General features: G+C 39.7%; 20 protein-coding genes and 1 tRNA gene. 10 read left to right on the forward strand and 11 right to left on the reverse strand.

The window, feature by feature from the left end; all coding sequences use genetic code 11:
• The first annotated feature begins 9 nt into the window (after positions 1-9).
• The 3 genes from WKV44_02835 to WKV44_02845 are packed head-to-tail and all read left to right on the forward strand — an operon-like array spanning position 10 to position 3849.
• The gene (locus WKV44_02835; GenBank protein MEM5947472.1) at positions 10-1230 is read left to right on the forward strand and encodes a glycosyltransferase; all 1221 of its coding nucleotides are present in this window, start codon (positions 10-12) and stop codon (positions 1228-1230) included.
• A gap of 21 nt (positions 1231-1251) precedes the next feature.
• The gene (locus WKV44_02840; protein ID MEM5947473.1) at positions 1252-2421 is read left to right on the forward strand and encodes a glycosyltransferase family 4 protein; all 1170 of its coding nucleotides are present in this window, start codon (positions 1252-1254) and stop codon (positions 2419-2421) included.
• 3 nt (positions 2422-2424) lie between these two features.
• Positions 2425-3849, forward strand: coding sequence for a lipopolysaccharide biosynthesis protein (locus WKV44_02845; GenBank protein MEM5947474.1), 1425 nt, complete (start codon positions 2425-2427; stop codon positions 3847-3849).
• Here WKV44_02845 and WKV44_02850 read toward each other — a convergent pair whose 3' ends face one another.
• A complete protein-coding gene (locus WKV44_02850; protein MEM5947475.1) occupies positions 3850-5136 on the reverse strand; it encodes a glycosyltransferase family 1 protein in 1287 nt (428 codons plus the stop codon).
• 170 nt (positions 5137-5306) lie between these two features.
• Here WKV44_02850 and WKV44_02855 point away from each other — a divergent pair, with 170 nt between their 5' ends.
• Positions 5307-6569, forward strand: a complete 1263-nt coding sequence (locus WKV44_02855; protein MEM5947476.1) for a nucleotide sugar dehydrogenase — start codon at positions 5307-5309, stop codon at positions 6567-6569.
• Positions 6566-7690 carry a Wzz/FepE/Etk N-terminal domain-containing protein gene (locus WKV44_02860; protein MEM5947477.1) on the forward strand — a complete coding sequence of 375 codons (1125 nt, stop codon included), beginning with the start codon at positions 6566-6568 and terminating at the stop codon, positions 7688-7690. The genes WKV44_02855 and WKV44_02860 overlap by 4 nt, the downstream gene beginning before the upstream one ends.
• 59 nt (positions 7691-7749) lie before the next feature.
• Here WKV44_02860 and WKV44_02865 read toward each other — a convergent pair whose 3' ends face one another.
• From WKV44_02865 to WKV44_02880, 4 genes are all read right to left on the reverse strand, one after another.
• Positions 7750-9069 (reverse strand): homoserine dehydrogenase, encoded by a 1320-nt coding sequence (locus tag WKV44_02865; GenBank protein ID MEM5947478.1) that lies wholly within the window; start codon positions 9067-9069, stop codon positions 7750-7752.
• A gap of 248 nt (positions 9070-9317) precedes the next feature.
• Positions 9318-10403 carry a tRNA 2-thiouridine(34) synthase MnmA gene (gene mnmA, locus WKV44_02870; protein MEM5947479.1) on the reverse strand — a complete coding sequence of 362 codons (1086 nt, stop codon included), beginning with the start codon at positions 10401-10403 and terminating at the stop codon, positions 9318-9320.
• 89 nt (positions 10404-10492) lie between these two features.
• A complete protein-coding gene (hflX, locus tag WKV44_02875) occupies positions 10493-11713 on the reverse strand; it encodes a GTPase HflX (GenBank protein MEM5947480.1) in 1221 nt (406 codons plus the stop codon).
• 3 nt (positions 11714-11716) lie between these two features.
• The gene (locus WKV44_02880; protein ID MEM5947481.1) at positions 11717-12481 is read right to left on the reverse strand and encodes a hypothetical protein; all 765 of its coding nucleotides are present in this window, start codon (positions 12479-12481) and stop codon (positions 11717-11719) included.
• 219 nt (positions 12482-12700) lie between these two features.
• Here WKV44_02880 and WKV44_02885 point away from each other — a divergent pair, with 219 nt between their 5' ends.
• From WKV44_02885 to WKV44_02900, 4 genes are all read left to right on the forward strand, one after another.
• Positions 12701-14740: a sodium-translocating pyrophosphatase gene (locus WKV44_02885; GenBank protein MEM5947482.1), complete on the forward strand. Its 2040-nt coding sequence runs from the start codon at positions 12701-12703 to the stop codon at positions 14738-14740.
• An 80-nt stretch (positions 14741-14820) separates the two neighbouring features.
• Positions 14821-15072: a hypothetical protein gene (locus WKV44_02890; GenBank protein ID MEM5947483.1), complete on the forward strand. Its 252-nt coding sequence runs from the start codon at positions 14821-14823 to the stop codon at positions 15070-15072.
• Positions 15065-15592 carry an NUDIX domain-containing protein gene (locus WKV44_02895; GenBank protein MEM5947484.1) on the forward strand — a complete coding sequence of 176 codons (528 nt, stop codon included), beginning with the start codon at positions 15065-15067 and terminating at the stop codon, positions 15590-15592. Before WKV44_02890 ends, WKV44_02895 begins: the two co-directional genes overlap by 8 nt.
• Entirely contained in the window at positions 15589-16338 is a 750-nt protein-coding gene (locus WKV44_02900; GenBank protein ID MEM5947485.1) for a chorismate mutase, read from the forward strand. The genes WKV44_02895 and WKV44_02900 overlap by 4 nt, the downstream gene beginning before the upstream one ends.
• 68 nt (positions 16339-16406) lie before the next feature.
• On the opposite strand, the gene WKV44_02905 is transcribed toward WKV44_02900, so the two are convergent.
• From WKV44_02905 to WKV44_02930, 6 genes are all read right to left on the reverse strand, one after another.
• Positions 16407-17615, reverse strand: a complete 1209-nt coding sequence (locus tag WKV44_02905) for a pyridoxal phosphate-dependent aminotransferase family protein (GenBank protein MEM5947486.1) — start codon at positions 17613-17615, stop codon at positions 16407-16409.
• 102 nt (positions 17616-17717) lie between these two features.
• Entirely contained in the window at positions 17718-18551 is an 834-nt protein-coding gene (locus WKV44_02910) for an SDR family oxidoreductase (GenBank protein ID MEM5947487.1), read from the reverse strand.
• 153 nt (positions 18552-18704) lie between these two features.
• Entirely contained in the window at positions 18705-20588 is a 1884-nt protein-coding gene (locus WKV44_02915; protein MEM5947488.1) for a TRAP transporter large permease subunit, read from the reverse strand.
• The gene (gene dctP, locus WKV44_02920) at positions 20585-21580 is read right to left on the reverse strand and encodes a TRAP transporter substrate-binding protein DctP (protein ID MEM5947489.1); all 996 of its coding nucleotides are present in this window, start codon (positions 21578-21580) and stop codon (positions 20585-20587) included. Before dctP ends, WKV44_02915 begins: the two co-directional genes overlap by 4 nt.
• A gap of 12 nt (positions 21581-21592) precedes the next feature.
• Positions 21593-22594, reverse strand: a complete 1002-nt coding sequence (locus tag WKV44_02925; protein MEM5947490.1) for a TRAP transporter TatT component family protein — start codon at positions 22592-22594, stop codon at positions 21593-21595.
• Positions 22595-22700: 106 nt separating this feature from the next.
• Positions 22701-22772 (reverse strand) — tRNA-Cys (locus tag WKV44_02930).
• Positions 22773-23088: 316 nt separating this feature from the next.
• Between WKV44_02930 and glgP the strand changes: the two genes are divergently transcribed.
• Positions 23089-24699: an alpha-glucan family phosphorylase gene (glgP, locus tag WKV44_02935; protein ID MEM5947491.1), complete on the forward strand. Its 1611-nt coding sequence runs from the start codon at positions 23089-23091 to the stop codon at positions 24697-24699.
• The last annotated feature ends 28 nt before the right edge of the window (positions 24700-24727 follow it).

Here is a 24727-nt window from a genome sequence, read left to right on the forward strand (position 1 = left end):
CGAGATTTTATGAAAATTAATTTTTTGTATGATTTTTTTTCTGCACAGCCATATGGGAATGTCTTGTATCATGGCGGTGGTGCCTATGGTGTTGCCGTAGCAAAGATTTTGTTGAAAAGGAAGAATTTATATACCAAAGTAAAATATTTTTTTGCTGTAAATAAAAGATATATTATATCTGATAATGAGCTTCTTGAGCTTTTCAAAGATGCTAATGTTGAGATTATTCCTATATTAGATCAGAAAGAAATAGTTAATATAATTATAGAGAAACAAATAGATATTTTTTTCTCTCCTGTTCCCTATTATTTAGCAGATATAATTACGGATGCTAACGTATTATCGTCTGTAAAGATAAAAGGTACTCTGCATGGCTTAAGGAATCTGGAAATATACAGGGATTCTAAAGAAATCTATTATAGAAAAGGTTTAATAAATCAAGCAAAAGCAGTATATAAATATGTAAATCCTAAGAAAGTTATTAATCGAGAAAGAAAAAAAATAGAAAAGTTGCTTAGAATACTGGATTATTCTTTTTTGACACAGACAGTACATACAAAATATAGTGTTATTTCTCATTTCCCTTATATAGATAGAAATCGCATTTTTGTTGATACTGTATTCCCTGATTATCTTTTTAGAGATTATTCTATCAATATAGAGGCATCTTATTATAATGAGTTCCCCAGCCTTAAGAGGAACAGGTATTTCCTTCTGGTAGGAGGGGGGAGGAGAGAAAAAAATCTTGTTAGAGCTTGTGAAGCTATGACAACTGCTGATTATATTTTGCCGGATGATGTTTCTCTTGTTGCTACGGGTGTTCCGGATTACTTAAAAAACAGGTTATTAAGGAATAAATCAGTGCAGAAACGATGTTTCCTTCTGGGATATGTTGACAGTAATAGCTTAGATGAGCTTTATAAAAATTGTTATGCACTTTTATACCCTTCTCTTAGCGAGGGGTTGGGATATCCTCCTTTGGAAGCTTTTAAATATAAGAAACCTGTCCTTGCTTCTGCTGTAACAGCTATCCCAGTATTCTACGGGGAATCTGTAATATATTTTAACCCCTATGATATATACGAGATGGCAAACAGGTTGTGTTATATAATGGACAAAAAAGATTATAATGAATATTCCAGAAGAGGGTATGTCTTTTACAATAAAATATTGAAATATGTTGAGCATCATAATTATGATGACTTATTTAAATATCTAGAGTTGTCGTAGCAATAGGAGAATATATATATAATGAATATACTTTATTCTTATGCTTCTTTTAGGTTTACTGATAAAGAAGAGGTTGGCGGAGAGGAAAAGGTTGCCTGGGGTACTGTATATGGTATGGCAAAAAGAGGCCATATCTGTTATGTGATGTCCCCAGAAATAGAGCTGTCACGTGATTATGAAAATATAATCCCTATTTTTATAAAGAGGTGTGCGTTTAGAAAGGAAAAAAATAAGGTTATGAGAAAAATAAAGGCATATGTTTTCTTGCTAGAATCATATAAACAGGCAAAGAAACTCATAAAAAAGAAGAAGATAGATGTAATACATCATATAAGGCCTTCTTATCCCGGATTTTTTTCTCCTGTTTCGGGATTGGGTGTCCCTTTTGTTTTGGGTGGTATTACTGTGCCATATCGAGAATGGAATAATCAGAATAAAAGAATATCAGAAAGGATAAAGATATATCTCTGGAACAAAATGCTATCTAACTCTTCTGCTGTGTTGTTTGAAGTTAAGGAGGCTTTTAAGTATGTTCCTGATAAATATAGAAACGAATCTTATTTATTTTATAATGGAGTGGATACACAATTTTTCTATCCGTCTTCTGATAAAAACATGACTAAGGATTATCTTAATATATTGTTTGTTGGTAGGCTCATGCCTTTAAAGGGTATTGATGTGTTCTTAGAAGCGGTCTCTATATTGAGTAAAAAGCTAGATAGGAATTTTAGGGTAAAGATTGCTGGATGGGGAGAGATTGACCGATATAAAGCTCTATGTGTTGATAAGAAGATAGATAAAATTGTTGATTTTTGCGGTGTTTTGGATAGAGATAAGTTAAGAAAGCTTTATCAGTCTTCCGATATTTTTGTTCTCCCTTCAAGAAAGGATAACGGTCCTAATTCTCTCCTCGAAGCGATGAGCTGCGGATTGCCGGTTATTGCTTCCAATGTAATGGGAATTCCAGAGATAGTTTCTCACGATACCAATGGGCTACTTGTACCGCCATCAGACCCTGTAGCTCTTGCTGATGCTATTGAAGTATTGATGCTTGATGATAAAAGAAGACAGTTAATGTCTGAGAATAATAGGCAACTCATGGTTTCTAGATTTGATTGGAATGTTTATGTGGATAGACTAGAAAAGGTATATAGAGATGTACAAAAAAGTTTTTCTTATAGCAGGAAGTAGTCTATGGCATTGCGTGATTCTGTATTAGAAGGACTTGGCTGGACTGGGGCAAGGAGTCTTGGAGTAAATATATTAAGGATATTATTTTCTGTTATTCTTGCAAGGATCTTAGGCCCATCTATTTTTGGTTTGATGGCAATGGTTATTCTTGTCAGAAACTTTGTTGCTCTTGTAAGAGATGCAGGATTATCCAGTGCTATAGTTGTATATGATGGACTTGATAACAGGGATGTTTCATCCTTATTCTGGTTAAATTTGTTGTTTAATTTTCTCCTATACATTATTGTATTCTTCATTGCACCATTTGTAAGTTTATGGTTTGATAAACCTATTGTTACTTCTCTTATACGAGTTTCTATTCTAGGTTTCCTTATCGATTCTTCTTCTGCTGCCAATTTTGGATTGCTAAGAAAAGAGTTAAAATATAAAGAGATTTTTTTTGTATCTTTTCTATCTCAGTGTTTATATGGAGTAGTTGCCATCTTAATGGCGGTATGTGGGTATGGTGTATGGAGTTTGGTTCTTGCCGATCTTTTTATGCGATTTTTTACTTCTGTTTATTATTGGTTCATAAGACCCATAAAATTGCACCTTATAGTTGATATAAAAAAACTTATTCACATTGTAAAATTCTCTCTTCACATCATGGGAGGAAATGTTCTTAATTATGTAAAAGGGAATATTGATACGTTTTTTATTGGTAGGTTTATGGGGGATATTGTCTTGGGGTATTATTCTTTTTCCTTTAGAATAATAGTCAGGCCTATAACAGAAATAGGGATTATTTTATATGATACCTTTTTACCTATTTTTGCTAGATTATCAAATGTAGAATCCAAAAAGCATTATCTAAAGTTATTGGAAGTCCTGAGTGTTTTTTCCATTCCTGTGTTCTGGATGATAATGCTAACTTCGCCTTACTTTGTTCCTCTTTTGTTTGGCATAAATTGGGAGCCCGCTATTCCCTTTTTTGTTGTAAGAAGCGCTGTGGGAGCTTTTTACATGCTCATGTCTACTTTTAGATCTATATTCTATACTTATAAAAAACCTCAATATCTCAATTATGCATATCTTGCTGTTATTCCCTTTTATGCTATTTCGTTTTTTATAGGTTCAAATGCAGGTGTAAATGGAGTTTTGATAGCAATTTTATTGTCTTCTTTCTTTGATGTTGTGATTAATTTTATAGCTTTGGGATGGCTTTTGATTATAACATTATCCGATTATATAAGACTTTTTTTAAGAGGAGTAATATATGGCTTAGTTATGGTAATAATTGGTTTTCTCTTGAAATTGGTTTTTCCTTTTACTCCCATAGTCTTTATCATCATATATTTATTATTTTTTATCTTTATGTTTGCCTTATTTTTTATTTTCTTGGATAGGTCTTTTTGGGATGATCTTATTGGCATTCTTAAGAGAAAGTAATTATGAGTCTTGTTCTATCATCTTTGTATAATATTCTGTTAGTTTGTGTGTTGTGTTCTGCCATGTGAATTTCCTGCTTTGCTCTAAGGATTTTTGAGATAATTTCTTACATAGTTTAGAATCCTTTAAAATGATATTAAGTTTATTGGCAATATCCGACACATCATTGGGGTCTATTAATAGTCCAGATTCTCCAACAACCTCCGGTATTGATGATGTGTTGGATGCTACAACCGGTAAGCCGCAAGCCATTGCTTCTAGTGGCGGTAGGCCAAATCCCTCATAAAAAGATGTAAACAGAAATATTCTCGCCATTGAGTATAGAGCTCTGATGTCCTCATCGGGAATATGTCCCAATAGGATTATGTGATTATTGAGTTTATATTTATTTATAAGTTCTTTTACCTGTAAATATGAGTCAGAAAAATATCCTACTATGATATATTTTAAATCTGGATAATTGGAATGTATATTGTGAAAGGCTTTTATTGCATTTTCTATGTTTTTACGTTTTTGTATTGTTGACAATGTTATTATATAGTCGTTTGTTATATTATATTTATCTAATATTTTTTTTGCGTTTTCTTTATCAATCTTGTAAAAGAAATCAGATACACCGTTGGGGACCACAAACACTTTCTGCGGGTCAATATCCAGGTTTAGCTTTAATAGATCTTTTCTTGTTGATTCTGATATACAGTGTATCCAATGTCTTGGTGTTAATTCTTTTAATTTTGCTTCTATGAATTGGGTTAACTCGATATGTTCTGGTGTAGGATATAATATTGGTATAAGATCGTGTATTGTTATTAATGTACGAAAAGGGATTTCTTTTATATTGGTTTTTACAAAAAAGGGTAGATGAATAATATCATAATTTAACATACTAGGGTTTTTTATTTCTATTCCGGAGTATTGGTGTGTGGTTTTAGAAGTTGAATGTATATTAAGGATTCTTTTAAATTGTAGTTTGGATTGGAGTTTGGTATATTTCTTATAAATCTGTGCAAAACGGGCAAGAATGTATTGAGAATATGATAAAGAAGGTGGTACAAATGAAATATCTCGCAAGTCTGATTTTTTATGATATATTTGGCTTGCCCCACATATTTTTTTGTCTGATAGAGATGTAAAGGCTAAGTCCAAAGACTCTTCTTTTGACAGGTTTTTTGCCAATTCTAATACTACCCTGTAAATGCCCCGTATATCTTTCTTTGAACCATCAATCCAGACTGATCCAAATCTTGATATGTCGAAAAGCAATTTTATTTTCTCATAGTTACGCATGATTATGCTCTCTATTAAAATGGTTTGTTAAGAATATTTAATTATATAAGCTATTGTAATAAAGGACAATACTTTGGATTTTGCAAGATTACATTATTATTTACTTTTGACTAGATTTTTTGATAGAAAAATGTTAATTTTTTTAATATTTTTAGGAGGGTAATATATATATGAATAAGATAGGTATTATAGGACTTGGGTATGTAGGTTTACCTCTTGCTGTGGAGTTTGCAAGAGCCGGGTTCTTTGTACTTGGATTTGATAAAGATATAAACAAGGTAGAAAGTATTAATTGTGGTAAAAGCTATATAAAGCATATATCAAGTGAAAGTATAATTGCAGCAAAAGATAGGTTTACTGCTACCAATGATTTCTCGAAATTATCAGATGTGGATTACATAATTATCTGTGTTCCTACTCCTCTTAATGAGTATGGGCAACCTGATCTTAGTTATGTTCTTTCTGCTGGCGAAACCATAGCCAAATATATGAAGAGGGGTCAGACTATTGTACTGGAGTCTACTACCTATCCTGGAACCACGGACGAGGACTTAAAGGCTGTTCTTGAAAAATCAGGGTTAAAAGCTGGTATTGATTTTTATCTTGCTTTTTCTCCAGAGAGAGAAGACCCGGGTAATAAGGTATTTACTACTAAAATGATTCCTAAAGTAATAGGCGGATATACGGAATCTTGTCTTAGTAAGGTCGTAGAAGTGTATAGACAAGTTTTTGAAACTGTTGTTCCGGTTTCTTCTACGCGAGTGGCAGAGGCTGCAAAGCTATTGGAGAATATATATAGAGCTGTAAATATTTCTCTTGTTAACGAGCTTAAAATGCTCTTTGATAGAATGGATATAGATATCTGGGAGGTGATAGATGCTGCAAGTACCAAGCCTTTTGGTTTTCATGCTTTTTATCCTGGGCCTGGTGTAGGGGGGCATTGCATTCCCGTTGATCCGTTTTATCTTGTATGGAAAGCAAAGGAATATGATTTTAATCCAAGGTTTATAAATATTGCTGGCGAAATAAACATATCAATGCCTTACTATGTTGTTGAAAAGATAACTGAGGCTTTAAACAGTGTTAAAAAAGCAATAAATGGTTCTAATATTTTGATACTTGGAGTGGCATATAAAAAAGATATCGATGACTTAAGAGAATCTCCAGCGATAGCGATAGTTAAAAGACTTTTGGAAAAGGGGGCATGTGTTGATTTTCATGATCCTTATGTTAATGAACTCAATATAAAATCCGTTAATTATTATAAGAGATCAAAGGCCTTGACTGATAAAACACTTGGAGAATACGATTGTGTGGTTATTATAACAGATCATTCTTTTTATGATCCAGAAGTTATATACAATAATTCCAATCTCATAGTGGATACTAGAAATATGATCAAGATAAAGAGTCAGAAAGTGGTAAAGGCATGAGCAAAAGAGATGTGATGAATTCCGGTAGTGAGGAGATCACTTTTTCAGATCTTGTAATGGTTTTTATTAAAAATATTAGAGTATTTTTGAGTTTTTCTTTTTTAGTTATATTAGGAGCACTTTTCTATGCTATTATAACGCCAGAGGTTTATACTGCGAAGGCCATAATTTTGAATAATCAAACTAGTAGTAATAGTTCTATATCTAAAATTCTTTCTGTTGCTAATAGCGGAGATATTGCAAGTCTTCTTTCAGGGACTTCTGTATCCAGCATATATCCTGTTGTTCTCAAAAGTGATAGCGCTGCGTTGTATGTAATAGATAGTCTCAATTTAAGGAATACAGATTTATTAAAGAATGCCAAATCAGTTGATGAGATGATAGGAGTGATGACTGATAACTTAAAAATAGGTATGGGAACTTCTGGTGAAATAACTATTTCTTTTTCTCATAAGTCTCCTTCTTTGGCTGCTGATATAGTCAATACTTATATAGAGGCTTTAGAAGTACTGACAGCAAAAATTACATCGACACCTGCAAAGAGAAAGCAGATTTATCTCGAGAACAAGATAAATACCATAAGAGAAGAGTTGGATTCTGCTCAAAAGAAATTAGTAACTTTCCAGAATAATAATAATATTTGGGATGCTGATAATCAGATAAAGAGTATAATAAATGAGATATCCAGACTTACAATAGAAAAGGAAAAGGTCCTTCTTGATCATAGAGCTAATGCCAATTTTGGTATAAAGGAGATGACCCCTGTCGATAGGGGTCATCTCCTTGCGATTGATGCAACCATAAATAAATATAAGCAGGAATTAAACAGGCTTGGTGGGATGTATCTGGATTATCTGGATCTTTATAGAATGGTAAAGGTCAAAGAGTCTGTTTATAATTTTTTATCAACTCAGTATGAACAGACAAAGCTGGAAGAACTTGATGAGGTTTCTGTTGTTTCTGTTCTTGAATATGCCAGAGTGCCTGATAGGCGTAGCTGGCCCAAACGCAAAAATATAGTGTTACTTGGTGTTTTGGGCGGAGTTTTTCTTGGTATATTTATGGTTTTTTTAATTGATTTTATAAGGCGTATAAAGAAAGAAGTGGCTGAAAAATATTAATGTATTGCAACAAAAAAGCCTCCCATTGGGGAGGCTTTTTCTTAATTCTATCCCTGTTCCTACAAGTTCTCAGGGTACTCATCCACTATGCTTATCCAGACTGGCCTGCCGGATACAAAATCCAGACCCTCCATTCTCTTTACTGAGTCTTCTATATCCGATTCTTTTACCGTATGGGTTGTTATGATTATTGGTACGTGGTTTGTCTTGCTGCCTTCTGGCACTTCTTTTTGTAGTACGCTGGATATGCTTATATTGTGTTCTCCCAGGATGCTGGTAATTTTTGCCATAACTCCGGGTCTGTCCTCTACCATTATGCGGAGATAGTACCTTGCGCTGTTTTCTCTGAGCGGGACCATTGTAGCCTTCTGTGTCTTGTCCTGCCATAGAGGAAGTGTGTTAAAAAGCACAGGATATGTATTGTTTGCAATGGCAATGATATCCGCAACAACAGCTGATGCGGTAGGCATATCGCCTGCGCCGCGGCCATAGTACATAGTGTGTCCGGTAGAATGCCCGTAAACACTAACTGCATTAAAAGAATCAGAGACCCATGCAAGAGGATGCTCCACTGATATAAAAGCCGGCCTTACCCTCATGCAGAGACCGTTGTCCTGTCTGTGTGTTACTGCAAGGAGCTTTATAACATAGCCTAGCTCCTCTCCATATTTGACATCAAGCAGCTCAAGCTCATCAATGCCTTTTACAGGGATGGAGTCAAAGTCCACGCTGACTCCAAATGCCATAGAAGTCATGATGGCAAGCTTGTGAGCAGAATCCGTACCGGATACGTCCAAAAACGGATCAGCCTCGGCGTAGCCTTTTTGCTGTGCCTCTGCAAGGGCATCCTTATAGGATGTACCCTCCTTTATCATCTTGGTAAGAATATAATTGCATGTACCGTTTACAATCCCGTATATTGCATCTATCCTGTTAGCAATAAGTCCGTCATAAATCGCTCGTATAATGGGAATCCCGCCGCCGCAGCTTGCTTCAAAAGCAATGCTCACGCCGTTCTTTCTTGCCAGAGAAAGCAACTCCCGTCCATGGTGTGCAAGCAGTGCCTTATTGGCCGTAACAACATGCTTGCCTGCACGCAGTGCGTCCTCAATAATCTTCTTGGCAATAGTGGTTCCGCCTACAAGCTCTATTACAAGTCCCACATTGGGGTCAGAAAGTGCAACCGTATAATCATCTGTAAAGAGCCTCTCATCCAGTCCCAGAGAGCGCGCATGCTCTAGATTTTTATCTGCAACATAAGCAAGCTCCAAATCCACACCTGAGCGTTCTCTGAGAATATCAGCATCGCGCGTAAGCAGTCTTGCAACACCTCCGCCGACAGTCCCGCAACCTATAAGTGCAACCTTGTATTTATTCATAAGAACTCCTTGGATAGCGTATGGTAAAGACAAAAAAAGCAGTCTGTCAATACCACGACAATCTGCCCAATTTACAAAAAAGTTTTAAACCGAACGGACTGCCCGCATCTCATATAGCAAAAACAGGCAGAAAATAATGCAGGCAGTCCTGCCTGCGGCGCAAAATAACCTGCTTTTCTTCTTTGCTGTAGGCAGGCATAGCGCGCTCTGCGCGTCTATGCCGTTCGGTATAAAGTAAAAGGAGCTGTTTACTCGGTATGAGAGATAAAACCGCTTACAGCTACTCTGTCACTGTCGTATACCACAAGAAGCTGTCCAGGTGTGATTGCCCTTTGTGGCTCGTCAAAAACAAGCTTTATACTGTTTCCAGTATGCTCAACAGTGGCAGGTGATGGCTTATGTGCATAGCGTATCTTGGCTGTAACACGCTCAGGCAATTTCTCCGGGGGCATGAGCCAGTTGAGCTCCTCGGCAACAACTGTTCTGCTAAGGAGCCTATCAGGATTGTCCGTAACAATCACGCGGTTGGTATCTGCATCCACTGCCTTGACATATATGGGTTTTCCGGAAGCAATGCCTATTCCTCGGCGCTGACCGACGGTAAATGTGTGTATACCCTCATGACGACCCAACACATTACCCTCTTCATCCACTATATCGCCCGGTACAGTCTTCTTGTCAAAGAAGCTTTCAAGAAAAGAGCCAAACCTGAGCCCCGTTGTATTAAAACATACATCTTGGCTTTCTTTTCTGTCTGCTGTGGCTAGGCGCATTTTTTTTGCATATTCTCTTACGTCCTTCTTTATCATGCTGCCAAGCGGAAAGTATGCACGCGCAAGGTCCTCTTTTTTTGTCTGTGCAAGAAAATATGTCTGGTCCTTTGTGGTATCCTCGCCTCTACGCAGGAAAACCTCGCTGGAGTCAGATACGGATAGCTTGGCATAGTGTCCGGTAGCAAGTCCGTCTGCACCTAGATTTTCTGTTGCATACTTTACAAGAAAGCCAAACTTGAGGTTTCTGTTGCACAGAACACAGGGATTGGGAGTGCGTCCTGTGCTGTATTCTTGCCATGCACGGGATAGTACCTTGTCTGAGTATAGGTCGTGCAGGTTGAGGACTATGTGCTGTATGCCAAGTTGGTCTGCTACTTGTTTTGCAGCTTTTGCCTCGTCACTGAGTCCTTCTGCATCCACCTCGCTGGGAGCATCTATGCGTATAAAAGTAAGCCCTATCACCTCCATGCCCTTTTCTTTGAGCATGCAGGCAACGGCAGATGAGTCTATACCGCCGCTCATTGCGACTACTATTTTTGAGGGATTTCTGCTGTCCTGCATATTATTCACCTGTTAGCTTAAGAATTTTTTGGATTATATATGATTTTTTTTGTTAATAAAAGAAGTCAAAAAGGCAGATAATCATAAATTTATGTGTAATTAATATATTTTATTACAAGGCCTTCTTTTGTATATTTTTTTCCTATGATTGTGCCGTTGATATTACTTTGCAATGATTTTTCATCAGGTATATCTGGATGGGAAAAAAAAGCAGTTTCTATAGAATAATGTTTTTCCAGAGTATGTGTTACCAAAGCTGATAGTTCATCCAATCCTGTTTTTTTGACTGCAGAAACGGATGTGTATGGGAAATCAGAGCTGTCAAAGACCATAGTGTTTTCTGTTTTGTCTGCTTTGTTGTATACGCGTATTCTAGGTATTGTCTCTGCTCCTATTTCTCTTAAAACCTGCTGTGTTGTTTGTATGTGGCTTAGATAGTTATCATCGGAGGAGTCTATCACTTCCAAAAGGAGATGTGCCTGACATACTTCCCTTAGAGTTGCCTTAAAGGCTTCTACAAGGGTGTGCGGCAGGTTTTGTATAAAACCTACTGTATCGCTAAGAACTATTTTGCCCCAATCTTCTATAAACCATATCCTTGTGGTGGTATCCAAGGTTACAAAGGGTCTGTCGTCGGATGGTTTATCCGTACCTGTTAGAGCCTTAAACAAGGCGCTTTTTCCTGCATTGGTGTAGCCTACAATGGCTGCTCTTATCACACCTGCATCCATCCTGCGCTCTCGCCTTGTACTGTCCTGCTTTTCTAGCTCTGCAAGCTCTTTTTTTATCCTTGCAAGCCTCGCAAGAATACTGCGTCTGTCCATCTCAAGCTGAGTCTCACCTTCTCCCCTTGTGCCATATCTGCCTCCTCTTTGCCGTCCAAGGTGCAGCCAAGCACGCCTGAGTCGCGGAAGCTGGTACTCCAGTCTGGCCTTTTCTGTCTGCAGACTTGCTTGCCTTGTTCGTGCATGAATTGCAAATATATCAAGTATTATCTCTGTTCTGTCTTTTACGGGTATTTTTGTAAGATTCTCCCAGTTTCTCTGTTGGGCGGGGCTTAAGTCTGTGTCTATTATAAGTACGTCTGGTTCTTTTTCAAGACAGATTGCAGCAATTTCTTCTGCCTGTCCTGTTCCAAGAAATAGCTTTTTGCCAGGTTCTCTTACTTTGTAAGATAGGGTAGCGCTTATGTCATATCCCAGCTCAATTACAAGAGCACTTATCTCAGAAAGGGAAGAGGTATCATTCCTCCTCCCTTGGTTTATTCCTATTATCATGCAGGAAATTTTTTCTTTATCTGTGTAGTACATATCCTATATTATCATGGCCGAGCGTGCCCAGTCATAATGATTTTTTCTAAGCTCCTCTATTGTTTTCATAGGATAATACACCAGAGCGTCCTTGTTGCCAATGTATATGCCACTGTTAATTATCTGATAGGAAAAAGCTCCTATATGCGATCTCTCTATGGTTTTTGTTGGTTTTTCTTTATTTGTTGTGACGGCTGCTATGCATTCTTTGAGATGCTCTATGTTTCTGTCGTATATTGCTCCTATATTGCCAGAGTCCTCCGGGTGGTCAAAATCTATTGTCTTTATATCGCAGAAGGCTATGGTAGGAACATATATTTTGCTGGAACCATTGGATATATTGGCAGCAAATTCAATGGGCTCAAGAGAGCTTACAACAAGAGGATTGATAGGACATAACTCTTGATATAGGTAATAATTTTTCTTCTGAGGCGCTTTATAATCGCTTTTCTCAAGCTCAAGTGTTCTACCGTCTCTTGTGGTAAGATAGATGTTCTTTAACTTATCCACAGGTATGTTCTCAAGTACTCTGTAGACGGCAAGGTATACTGAGTGTTTTGGTTCCCCGTTGGGATGAGAAACACATTTTTTCTTTGCATATTCCCAGTCAAAAAAATTGCCAAAGCCTTCTTCTACCTCTGCAAAGATGATGCCTTCATACGCACCCTTCTTGGCTCCTATCGCCATGTAAGAGCCAAAATCCTCCGGAGAAAGCTCCGATGCAATAAGTCCCTCTGTGGGAAAAATAGAAAGATAATAGTGTCTCATAGCAGCTCCTTTCTTATGGTCTACTTATAGTTTAGAAGACGCGAAGCCAAAAGTAAAGTAAAAAAAATATTGACCTCTGGCCGAAACAAACAAAATAATACTTTTTAAAATAAAAAATAGAACATGTTTATAAACCAAACAGTTGTACAAAAGCACTTGAATACTTTATAGGAAACATGCTAAAACATATACGCATATTTATACATAAGGAGCTGTATAATGTCCCAGAGTTTATTGCTTTTGTTTCCGCTTGGAGCTGCGATTCTCGCGCTTCTTGTGGCATTTGCTCGATATTTCTGGATAAAAAAACAGGAAGCCGGAGCAGAAAATCTCAGAGAAATTTCTAAAGCTATCAGAGACGGTGCTATGGCGTTTCTGATACGTGAGTACAAGGTAATTGTTATTTTTGCCATAGCGGTTGTTCTTATTTTTTCTTTTCTTGAACAGGGAGCTGAGCGGCTTGTTGCCGTATCTTTTGTAGTGGGTGCTCTTATGTCAGCTCTCGCAGGGTTTCTTGGTATGCGTGCCGCAACACTTGCCAATGTGAGAACAGCTAATGCGGCAAAAAAAGGGCTTGCTGAGGCTCTGCTTGTTGCTTTTAATGGTGGAAGTGTTATGGGCCTTGGTGTTACCGGTTTTGGTATGCTGGGGCTTTCTGGGCTTTTTCTTATTTATGGCTCGGTGCTTGGTACGGATATCAATGTACTCAATCAGCTTGTAATACCTATTCTTTCTGGTTACTCCATGGGTGCAAGCTCCATTGCGCTTTTTGCTCGTGTAGGTGGTGGTATTTTTACCAAGGGTGCCGATGTAGGTGCAGACCTCGTAGGTAAGGTAGAGGCTGGAATCCCTGAGGATGATCCGCGCAACCCTGCTGTTATTGCCGATAATGTAGGTGATAATGTAGGTGATGTTGCAGGTCTGGGGTCTGACCTCACGGAGTCCTATATAGGTGCTGTAATCGGAGCTGTGGTTTTGGGCGGTGCGCTTAATTCTTACGTCCTTGCGGTTTTGCCTCTTCTTGTGGCTGCAGTGGGAATAGTTTCTTCCATAATAGGTACTTTCTTTGTAAGAACCAAGGAAGGTGGACATCCCCAGGCTGCTCTCAATACCGGAAGCTTTGTTGCTGCAGGAGTTATGCTTGTGGCAACCTTGCCTGTTCTCAATCTGCTTATGCCATCCGGCTCTATTGCCCACCTTACACCTTTTGGTATCTTCCTTTCTATGGTATCTGGTCTTATATCTGGTGTTCTTGTTGGAATCGTTACAGAGATGTACACAGGTGATGGCAAGAGAGCAGTTATAGCTGTTGCTAAGTCATCCATGACAGGAACCGCAACCAATATCATTGCTGGAATAGAAGTGGGAATGCAGTCTACAGGAATTCCTGTTATAATACTTTCTCTTGCAACATATCTTTCTTACCTTTCTGGCGGACTTTATGGCATAGCAATAGCAGCGGTTGGAATGCTTGCAACTGTAGGCTATCAGGTATCTGTAGATGCGTACGGTCCCATTGCGGACAATGCCGGCGGGCTTGCTGAGATGGCCAAGCTTGATCCGGAGGTAAGAATGCGTACAGACAAGCTGGATGCTGTAGGAAACACTACCGCGGCAATAGGAAAAGGCTTTGCCATAGGTTCTGCAGTTTTTACGGCTCTTTCCCTATTTATCGCTTTTGAAGAGGCCTCAGGTCTCAAGGGTATAGACGTAACAGAGCCCAAGGTTATAGTTGGACTTCTTATGGGAGCCATGCTTCCCTATGTCTTTTCTTCTTTTGTAATCGGTGCTGTTGGACGTGCAGCCTTTGCTATGATAGAAGAGGTTCGCAGACAGTTCCACGAAATCAAGGGCATACTGGAAGGCAAAGAAAAGCCTGATTATGTTGCTTGTGTGGATATTGCAACCAAGGCGGCTATCCGCGAGATGATAATCCCTGGACTTTCTGCTGTTGTTATTCCTGTTCTTGTTGGATACCTTGGCGGAGCAGAGATGCTTGGAGGCGTTCTTGTAGGAGCCATGGTTTCTGCGGTTATGCTTGCCCTCTTTATGGCAAACTCCGGTGGTGCATGGGATAACGCTAAGAAGCACATAGAAGGCGGTGCGTTTGGTGGTAAGGGTTCTGAGGCACATAAGGCAGCTGTTATAGGAGATACGGTAGGTGATCCCTTTAAAGACACAGCAGGTCCTGCAATGGACATAGTCATCAAGCTTATGAGCGTTGTAGCCCTTGTTATAGCGCCCAACCTCAAAATGTAAAATAAAATATACCGAACGGGGCTGCAAGCTAAAGCAAGCAGCCCCTTTTTTTTAGTAAAAAATAGAACAATGTAAAATCTTTGCTTGAAACTGGCGTAAAAAACAGTATCATAAAAGTCATGCATGGAAAAAAAGCCCCCAACTGCCTGTCATGTAAACATTTTTTTGTCACTTGGGATAGGAACTTTCCTAGGGGTTGTAAGATATTTGGCATAAAGAGCATAGAACTCCCCTCGATAGAAGTACACAGAGCCACAGGTCTACACTGTCCTGTTTATAAGAAATCGGATAAAATAAAGGATAATGATAAGTCTGGAGGTTGGTATGCCTGATACAGAAAAATGTGTGCTTGTGGATGAGTATGACAGAGTTCTCGGAGAGGTTGACAGAAGTCTGTGCCATAAAGACCCCTCTCTGATACACAGAACCTCACATGTTGTTGTCATAGACAGAGACGATAGATTGCTTCTACAGAAACGCAGCCTTAGCAAGGATATGGAGCCAGGTAAATGGGATACGGCTGTGGGAGGACATCTTAGCCCCGGTGAGAACTACGAGGATGCTGCAATGAGAGAATATGCAGAGGAACTTGGGCATTTCCCTCCTGTGCCACTCAAAAAGCTTTTTGATATGAGAGTAAGAACGGACAGAGAATCGGAGAATGTAAGGGTTTTTTTATGTACTGACAACGGTCCTTTTTCTCCGGACAAGAAGGAAATAAGCGAGCTTAGGTTCTTTTCTTCTTCTGAGCTTGCTAGTCTGGAAAAAGAAGATATGACTCCAGGGCTTGCCATAGAACTGAAGCTACTGGAAGAAAAAGGAATCATTCTTATAAAAAGGAGAGATTTATGAGTCATGATGATTTTAATCTGGATATAATTGCAGCAAGGCTCTCCGCTCTGGAAGAAAGTATTATAGTAAGACTTCTTGAGAGAGCACAGTTTTGTCATAATCCAGTTGTATATCTTCCTGGGCACAGCGGCTTTTCCGGTGGAGAGCATCAGTCGCTTTTTGAGATACGGTTGAGATATCAGGAGGAGATGGATGCTGTTTTTGGTCGTTTTTGTGTACCGGAAGAGAGGCCTTTTTACAGGGATTTGCCTGCCCCAAGGAGAATTGTAAGCGTGGATGTGTCCTGTCTGGGACTGGATGATTTTGAGCGTATCAATCTTATGCCGCGTATTGTTGAGTCTTATCTTGCTCTTTTGCCTGAAATATGTCCCAAAGGAGACGATGGACAGTATGGTTCCAGTGTGGAGCATGATGTTATGGCTCTCCAGGCACTGGGTAGACGGATACATTATGGTTCTATCATGGTTGCAGAGTCTAAGTTTCGGATGAACAGGGAAGGTTATACTGCTCTTATAAAGGCAGAGGATAGGGATGGACTTCTTTCTCTTTTGTCCAGGCCAGAGGTGGAGGAGACTATACTTGCGAGGGTAAGGGAAAAGACTTCTACTATACAGTCCGGCGTGGACAGGCGCATAAGGCGTGTTGTTGAGCCGGATGTTATCGTGTCTTTTTACAGGGATACTATTATTCCTCTTACAAAAGAGGGGGAGGTTCTTTATCTTCTCAATCGCAGGATTGAGAATTAGTTTTCTCTACGATAAAAAAAGCCGTACCGCGGTGCGGTACGGCGTTCGGTATATGATATCTTTATTTATTAGGGAATTATGTCCAGTTTTTTTGCAACGTTTCCTGCTATTTCTATTGCTTTGTCCAGTTCTTCATCTGTGTGTGTTGCCATGTAGGATGTTCTTATGAGTGCGTTCTTGGGCGGGACTGCAGGTGATATTACTGGGTTTGTGTAGAGTCCCTGCTGGTACATCTTATACCAGAAGTTAAAGGTTTTTTCATCGTCGCCTATTATTAGCGGGACAATCGGGGTTTCTGCTGTGCCAATGTTAAAGCCTAGGTCTGTAAAGGCTTTGCGCATTTTGTCGCCTATTTGCTGGAGCCGTCTTACACGCTCAGGTTCTTGGCGGATGATTTCCAGTGACTTGAGTGCCGCAGCAAGTTGTGCCGGAGACATACTGGCGCTGAAGATTAGTGGCCTGGAGTGGTGCTTGATATAGTCTATGACACGGGCTTCTCCTGCAACAAAGCCGCCTATGGAGCCAAATGATTTTGAGAATGTGCACATAACTAGGTCTGCCAGACTGTTGTCTCCGTAGTGTTCCATTGTGCCTTTCCCATGCTCGCCCAGTACGCCAAGTGCATGTGCTTCGTCCAGATATACGCGTGCGCCAAACTCATCCGCAAGTTTGCGTATTTCCGGTAGTTTTGTGATGTCGCCTTCCATGCTAAATACGCCGTCTGTTACTATTATGATGGGCTCATTGTCATCTATGTTCTCAAGTGTGCGTCTTAGATCGTTCATGTCGTTGTGTTTGTATCTGTGGATATTGCGGCAGCGGGTAAATGCAGAGCCCAGCATTATTCCGTCCATTATGGATGCATGGTTAAGTTTATCCGTTACGATATGAGCTTTTGTTTCCATTATGGCTGAGATGGAACCTAGGTTGGTCTGATAGCCTGTTGTAAAGCATACAGCAGCTTCTTTCCCTACAAAGTCTGCAATATTGGCCTCAAGCTCCTCGTGCAGAGCAAGTGTGCCGTTCATAAAGCGTGAGCCAGAGCAGCTTGTTCCATAGCGGGCTACGGCTTCTCTTGCGGCTTCAATAACACGCGGGTCTTGGGAGAGCCCCAGATAGTTGTTGGAGCCGGCCATGATAAAAGGTTTGCCTTCTATTATAACGGTGTTACCATGGTTCTCGTTGATGGGTCTGAAGTACGGGTACCAGCCTTCTTTTCTGGCTTCCTCTGCAGCTGTAAACTCATAGCACTTTGCAAAGATATCCTTTCTGCTCATAAAAATTCCTCCGATTTGGTCAGTGTTATCAATCTCATAGTGTCAGTGCAGATCATAACTGCCTGTCTGCTGATATAAGAATTGACAGAAGACACTATATTATCAGACAGATTTCCCTCTCTTTCTTGCAGCTTTTTTTACTGCGGACTGATTTATTTTGTATACGAGATTGGGAAAATGCCTGTTTATTTTTTCTATTATCGAACCTTCAAGTCCAGGAGTTATAAGGAAGCGTTTTTTTCTCATGCCTTTGAGAAGCCCCTCAGCCACAAAATCTGCACTTACCGGTTTTACAGTGCCGCTTACAGCCTTTGTCTCCTCTGGCTTTGTTTTATTCTCTTCTGCAAGCTGCGGTGTATCCGTATCTGGAGGACATAATACGCTGACTGCTATATTGTCAAGCTCGGCCTCGCTCCTAAGGCAGGAAGCCATACCAATTATACCGTACTTGGACGCACTATAAGCCGTATAGCCAAATACGCCTATATAACCCGCCATGGACGATACAAGAACAATATATCCACCTCCTGTGGCACGCATATGTGGATACAGCGTATGGATCACATACCAGTTACCCTTGAGATTGACATCTATGGTTTTGTCAAATATCTCATCCGGAATCTTCTCAAAATAATTGGGATACGCCATACCTGCAGAAGTTATAAGAACATCTGGTGCTGGATGATTCTCAAGCCATCCAGAAAAAGCCTCGCGCACATCTTCCCCTCTGGAAACATCTACTGACAACGACAGAACCCTCTGGTCCTCTCTGGTCCTTTCCTTCTCAAGCTCAAGCAGAGCAGATTCCAGCTTTTCGCTATCCCTTGAAATTATAAGAACATTGGCTCCCTCGCGCAGAAAAGCGCGAGCACAGGCCTTACCAATACCGCTGGAGCCCCCGGTTATATACACCCATTTCCCAGCATATTGTTTCATAAGCCAATACTAGCATGTAAAAAAAAGTATATCCAGTACAAAAAACAGAGTTTCTTTTCACATTTTAACCTGTTTTTTTTCAAAACAAACCGAACGCAGCCCTGCCGATAAGGCAGAGCTGCTTTTTTGTAAACAGATTGAGAAGTACAATGCTCATCCACCTATGATAGATGGAAGCCATGTGGAAAGAGCAGGAATATAAGTGATTAGTAACACAGTTATAATTAGCACAATAAAAAATGGAATAACATTTTTATAAATATCAAGAAGGTCGGCATTAAATCTGTAGGAAGCTATAAATAGATTGAGCCCTACTGGAGGTGTGAGATATCCTACTGCCAGGTTAGCAAGAAAAAGTATTCCCATATGCACGGGATTTATAGAGTAGAGCTCTGCCATAGGCACTATGAGAGGAGCCACTATCATAATTGCAGAAAAAATATCCATGAGACAGCCTGTTATAAGAAGCACAACCGTTACCAGAAGCAAAAAAATAAAAGGAGAAGATATGTGAGCTTTCATCCAGGCTGTAAGAATAAGAGGAAACTCGCTGTCCACAATATAAAAGGACAGAGCCTTGGCAGAACCCAGAAGAAGCAATATTCCGCCTATGATTGGGATGGATTTTAATATTACAGCCGGGAGCCTTTTAAAAGGTATTTCTTTTTTTATAAAGACCTCGATAAACATGACATAAAGAGCAGAAAAAGCAGCTGTCTCCGTAAGATTAAAAAGCCCGGAGAAAAAACCAGCAATAATAAAAACAGGGAGAAGACTTTCCCACACTACATCGTAAAACGCAAGAAGCTTATCCTTTGCAGACAGTTTGGGGAGATCTGGCGTTTTCTTTTTTTCGCGTATTGCTCTTATCAGTGTGTATACAACCAATGAGCCAACCATAAGAAAGCCTGGGATCAATCCTCCTATGAAAAGGTCTTTGATACTTATCTGAGCGACAGAACCATAGATTATGATGGGTAGGCTCGGAGGGAAAAGTAGCCCTATTGTTCCAGAGGCCGTGAGAAGGCCATATGTAAATTTCTTTGAATATTCTCCGCTTTTTATCATAACATATGAGAGAACGCCCCCCAGAGCAAGGATAGCAACCCCCGATGCACCTGTAAAAGTGGTAAAAAATGCAGAAACAAGTATGGCTATGATAGCCATACTGCCTGGTAGGTTGCCTATAATACTTTTAAAAAATTTTATAAACCTATCTCCGGCCTTACTCTCGGACAAAACAAAACCTGTCAGAGTAAAAAGTGCTATAGGCGGAATAGGTATATCAGTAAGGAGGCTGTATATCTCATCAGTAACAACCTCTGCCGTACCATAGTTTCCCATGAGAAGAAACATTGCAATGGTACCTATTGCTATAAAAAGGGGAAGCCCTGCAAAGGCAAAAAAGATTATCAGAAGAATTATCAGCCATCCTGCAGACCTGGCAATATTGGCTATAAAGTCTGCAGTATCAAGCATAAAGACAGGCGGATCCTGAGAGAAGGAAAAGAGCAGATTATTTACAGAAGACAGAGAAATGAAAACAGCAAGAACAAAAGAAAGTATAAAAAGGAAAAGCTTTATAGTTCTTTTTGCTTTAATACCCTGTAAAAAATATATGGAGATGACAAAAAATCCCACAGGCATAACCCAGGTTATAAAACGAGTAGGGATAAAGCCTACTCTTGTAACCTCCTCAAAAGCTATAAAAAAGTGGCTCACTGATATTATTGTAAATACAAGAGAAAAAAAACTGCTCAGAAAGTATATTGTGTTGAGCAGATATTCTCTGGCATTACCTGTAAGCAGGTTTTCCAATAATGCTATGGACAAATGCTGTCTTTTTTTTGCGGCATACATTGCGCCAAAAAAAGCAACAAGAAGCACAAGATGTTTTATATAATCGTAGCTTCCTGGTATCCCTGTAGAAAAGATACTCCTTAACAACATCTCTATAATAGGGAGGCTTGCAAGTATAAGAAGAAATACAGAAGCGATAAGACCATCTATGCTTCTGAAAATCTTATTTCTACTCATTTCTTTTCCCTGTATTCTTTGATAACAGCAAGAACCTCTTCGTAAAGTTCTCTGGAAAATAGGTTGTCTGCTAATCTGTCAAGGCCTTTTTTTGCAAGGCTTTGCCACTCTTGTATCTCTTTCTCAGTTGCTTCGTGGACTATCAGGCCGTTTTGTTTCATTATTTCTATTGCTTTTTTATCCACCTCTATTACCTTATCATTAAGGTCTTTTGCGACTTCAGAGGCAGCCTTTATAAAATCTTCTCTGTATTCTTGAGGAATCCTGTTCCATGTTCTTTTATCTATGACCAGTCCTCCCACAACAGGGGCAAATCTGAGAGTATTATAGTGGTTTGCAATGCCAAACCACTGCAGGGTAGCTGCAAGCACGGGAGGAGCATAAGCCGCATCCACCATGCCTGTCTGTAGAGCAGAAAGAACCTCGTTTTGTGGGATTGGTACTACATTAAAACCAAACTCTTTAAAAGTCTGATTCATCTCTGGCTCATCGGGATAGCTTCTCAATTTGAGAGCCCTTAACTCCTCCGGACTGTATGCTGGTGTTCTTGTAAAAAAAGATACCCATCCTGCCAATTGCCAGGCTACAGGAACCATACCCTTATCTTCAAGAAGTTTGCTCCACCTTGGACCCATCCTTTCTAGAAGATATATTACTTCCTCATCTGTTTGAGTTATTAGAGGAAGTCCCATTGTCATAAGCTCCGGTTCTATCTTATTGAGACCAACAGAACTGAGTACAGCGCCCTGAAGTTGTCCTAGTCTCATCTTTCTTATGACATCTATCTCATCCCCGGCTATGCCTCCCGGATATATCTTTACCACAATCTTTCCATCAGATATCTCATACCATTTTTTTGCTATCTGTCGCATAGCATCGTCCCAAGGAGTATTTGCAGGCGCAAGACTTGCTATCTTTATGGTAAGCCCCCATGAAGGGAGTAACATAACAAACAGGAGAAGAAAGACAATCGAATACTTTATTCTTTTCATATGAGAAACTCCTTATATAAATATATCATCAACAGTCTTTATCAGCCATATAGCTGTTTCTCTTGCAACCTCATTCTCCAGTCTGTATTCTGGATACTTTTCCGTATCAATTTCCAGCGCTTTTTTTAATATAGAAATATATCCCTCTCTATCCTGCAGAGGGACCATCACAGCCTGTGCATATGCAATGTAGGGGGAGAGCTTTTTGCCTTCATCAAGTGTTATTGCTTGTTTAAAGTGGAATTCTATCAATTCTCTCGTGGATTTGCCTTCCATTCTGTTTTTTCTGTAGTATTCTACGAGCCATTTTCTTACTATGTCATCTTCTTGAGGAATGGCTCTCCACCACAGAGATACGTCCAGACTTCCATAAAGTCGTATAAACATCTCATGTATTGCACCATCTGAATAATACGGGTTGAGCCTGAGCACAGCTGTGCATGCTCCCACTGCTTGGGGGATTTTTATGCTCATTGCAGGATCAGACGGCTGTATTGCTATTGCTGCAAGCAGACTTGTGCCCAGCCAGTAAAGATAGTCCACATCATCTCTATCTATATTTTCAAAAGCAAGTTCTAGATTTTGAGCATCCCATGCCTTAGAAAAGCCTTTGTGTCTTATTTCCATCGATTTCAGAGCATATCTGTATGCTCTGAGATAAAAAGCCTTTGCTCTGGCAAACTCTTTCTGCTGTTTATCGTATTCATTTATCTCTAGCCTTTTGGCCGGTGCTTCGACAAAGGCATTGGAATAAGAAGTGAAACCCTGTGCAAGCATGAGCAGCAGCTGGGTGTTCTGAGGATCTTGCTGCAATAAAGTCTCGTACAACTTAAGAGCAAACGGTAAACTTTGTTTTGCAAACTCAGGGTCTTCCTCTGTGAGAAAAGGAGACGGCTCTCCTGTTGCCGACATAGAAGAAGTAAGGCTATCTATGGCAAGTTGCTTTATAGAACAAGAAGAAAAAATTATTACACTTACTACGATTAAAAAAACAAGGCTTTTTTTATCCATCATATATATATATATACTGATATATATTTTTGATATTAGCAAGATTTACAGAAGACTTTTATTAATAATAAGTTTTGCAAGTGATATGATTTATTGTTTAATAAAGATAAGGCGCCGGCCGGATTCGAACCGGCGAATGAAGGCTTTGCAGGCCTCTCCCTTACCACTTGGGTACGGCGCCAATTTGTAGAAGTAAATTACTAAAAAATGTTTTTTTTGTCCAGTCGGTAGAGGGAAAAGCCGCAAATATGCTTTATCCTGAAGGCAGGTTAAGAAAACTTAGCAGATACCGTGCTGTTTTGCCTTATGCTTGGTTTTTAGATAAAGTAAAGAAATATAACATCAAGTCCTGCTATATCTGTATACTGTTGGCTTGTGCATTAGAAATAAAATTGCGGCTATGGGTTTTGAAAAAGTAGTGAGGAAAAAAAACAATGCAAACGCTTGCATGATTAACAATACGGGTTTATAATATAAAAAAACTTTTTGGAGGAACTATGACAGATAAGATGCCCAGTGTGGCCTATTTTTGTATGGAATACGGATTGGACACATCCTTTAAAATCTATGCTGGAGGATTGGGAATCCTTGCTGGAGATTACCTTAAAGGGGCAAAAGATACCGGTTATCCCATAGTAGGTATAGGAATAAAGTGGAAGCAGGGATACACTGACCAGCTTATAGACGAGGAAGGAAGACCTTTCGACTCGTATAAAAATTATCACTACGATTTTCTAAAAGATACAGGAGTAACGGTAAAAGTAAAGATAAGACAGAGGGACGTATACTGCAAAGTTTGGCTTGTTGATGAGTTTGGCAACGCTCCTCTATATCTTCTGGATACGGACATCCCGCAGAACGAGGATCGCTGGATATGCGGACAGCTTTATGGCTGGTTTGGAGAAGAGCGCATAGCACAGGAAATGGTACTAGGAATAGCAGGCGTGAGAGCACTCAGATCGCTTGGCATAAAAACGGATGTCTATCACTTTAACGAAGGGCATGCTGTCTTTGCCGCATTTGAGCTGATACGAGAAAAAATGCAGGAAGGACTTTCCTTTGAAGAAGCCGTAAGAAAAACACGGGAAGAAGTGGTTTTCACTACGCATACACCCATAAAGGAAGGCAACGAATCCCATTACATAGACAGACTAATGTATATGGGAGCTAACAACGGACTTACCGTAGAGCAGCTTGTAAAACTTGGTGGAGCCCCCTTTAATATGACAGTAGCCGCACTAAGATTATCAAGAATTTCCAATGCAGTAGCACAACTGCACTGTGAAACCTCCAACAAAATGTGGCAAGACATAAAAGACCGCTCAGAAATAATAGGCATAACCAACGCAATACACCTGCCCACCTGGGTTGACAGCAGAATGCTGGATGCAGCGGAAGGTAAAGGCGATCTGTGGGAAACCCACATGGACAACAAAAGAAAACTCATAGAATTTGTAAAAGAAAGAACAAGCATAGAACTTGACGAGAACGCCCTCCTCATAGGCTTTTCAAGAAGAGCTGCACCCTACAAAAGAAGCGATCTCATCTTTACAGACACAAACATAATAGAACCACTGCTAAAAGAAAGAAAAATTCAGATAGTATTCTCAGGAAAAGCACACCCTCTTGATGACACAGGCAAAAAAATAGTAGAAAATATAGTAAAAATAGGTAAAAAATATCCGCAATCTGTAGTTTTCCTGGAAAACTACGACATGACAATCGGAAAAATGCTCACTCGCGGCTCTGACATCTGGCTCAATAACCCCCGCAGACCCAAAGAAGCCAGCGGAACATCCGGCATGAAAGCAGCGATGAACGGCGTACTCAACCTCAGCACACTTGATGGCTGGTGGCCGGAAGCATGCCGCCACGGAGAAAACGGCTGGCAATTTGGTGACGGCTTTGTAAGCCCCAACGAAGCAGAACACGATGCACATGACGTAAAAGCACTCTATAAAGTCCTCCTGGAAGAAGTCCTGCCAACATACTATGATAACAGGAAAAAATGGAAGGAAATGATGAAAAACAGCATAACAAGCACCAGGAAATACTTTGCAGTAGAAAGAATGCTGCAGGAATACTATGAAAAAATGTATATAAAATAAAAAAATACCGAACGGCCCTGACGCAGCC

It is taken from the genome of Spirochaetia bacterium 38H-sp (assembly GCA_039023545.1).
Taxonomy (GTDB): domain Bacteria; phylum Spirochaetota; class Spirochaetia; order Winmispirales; family Winmispiraceae; genus Rarispira; species Rarispira pelagica.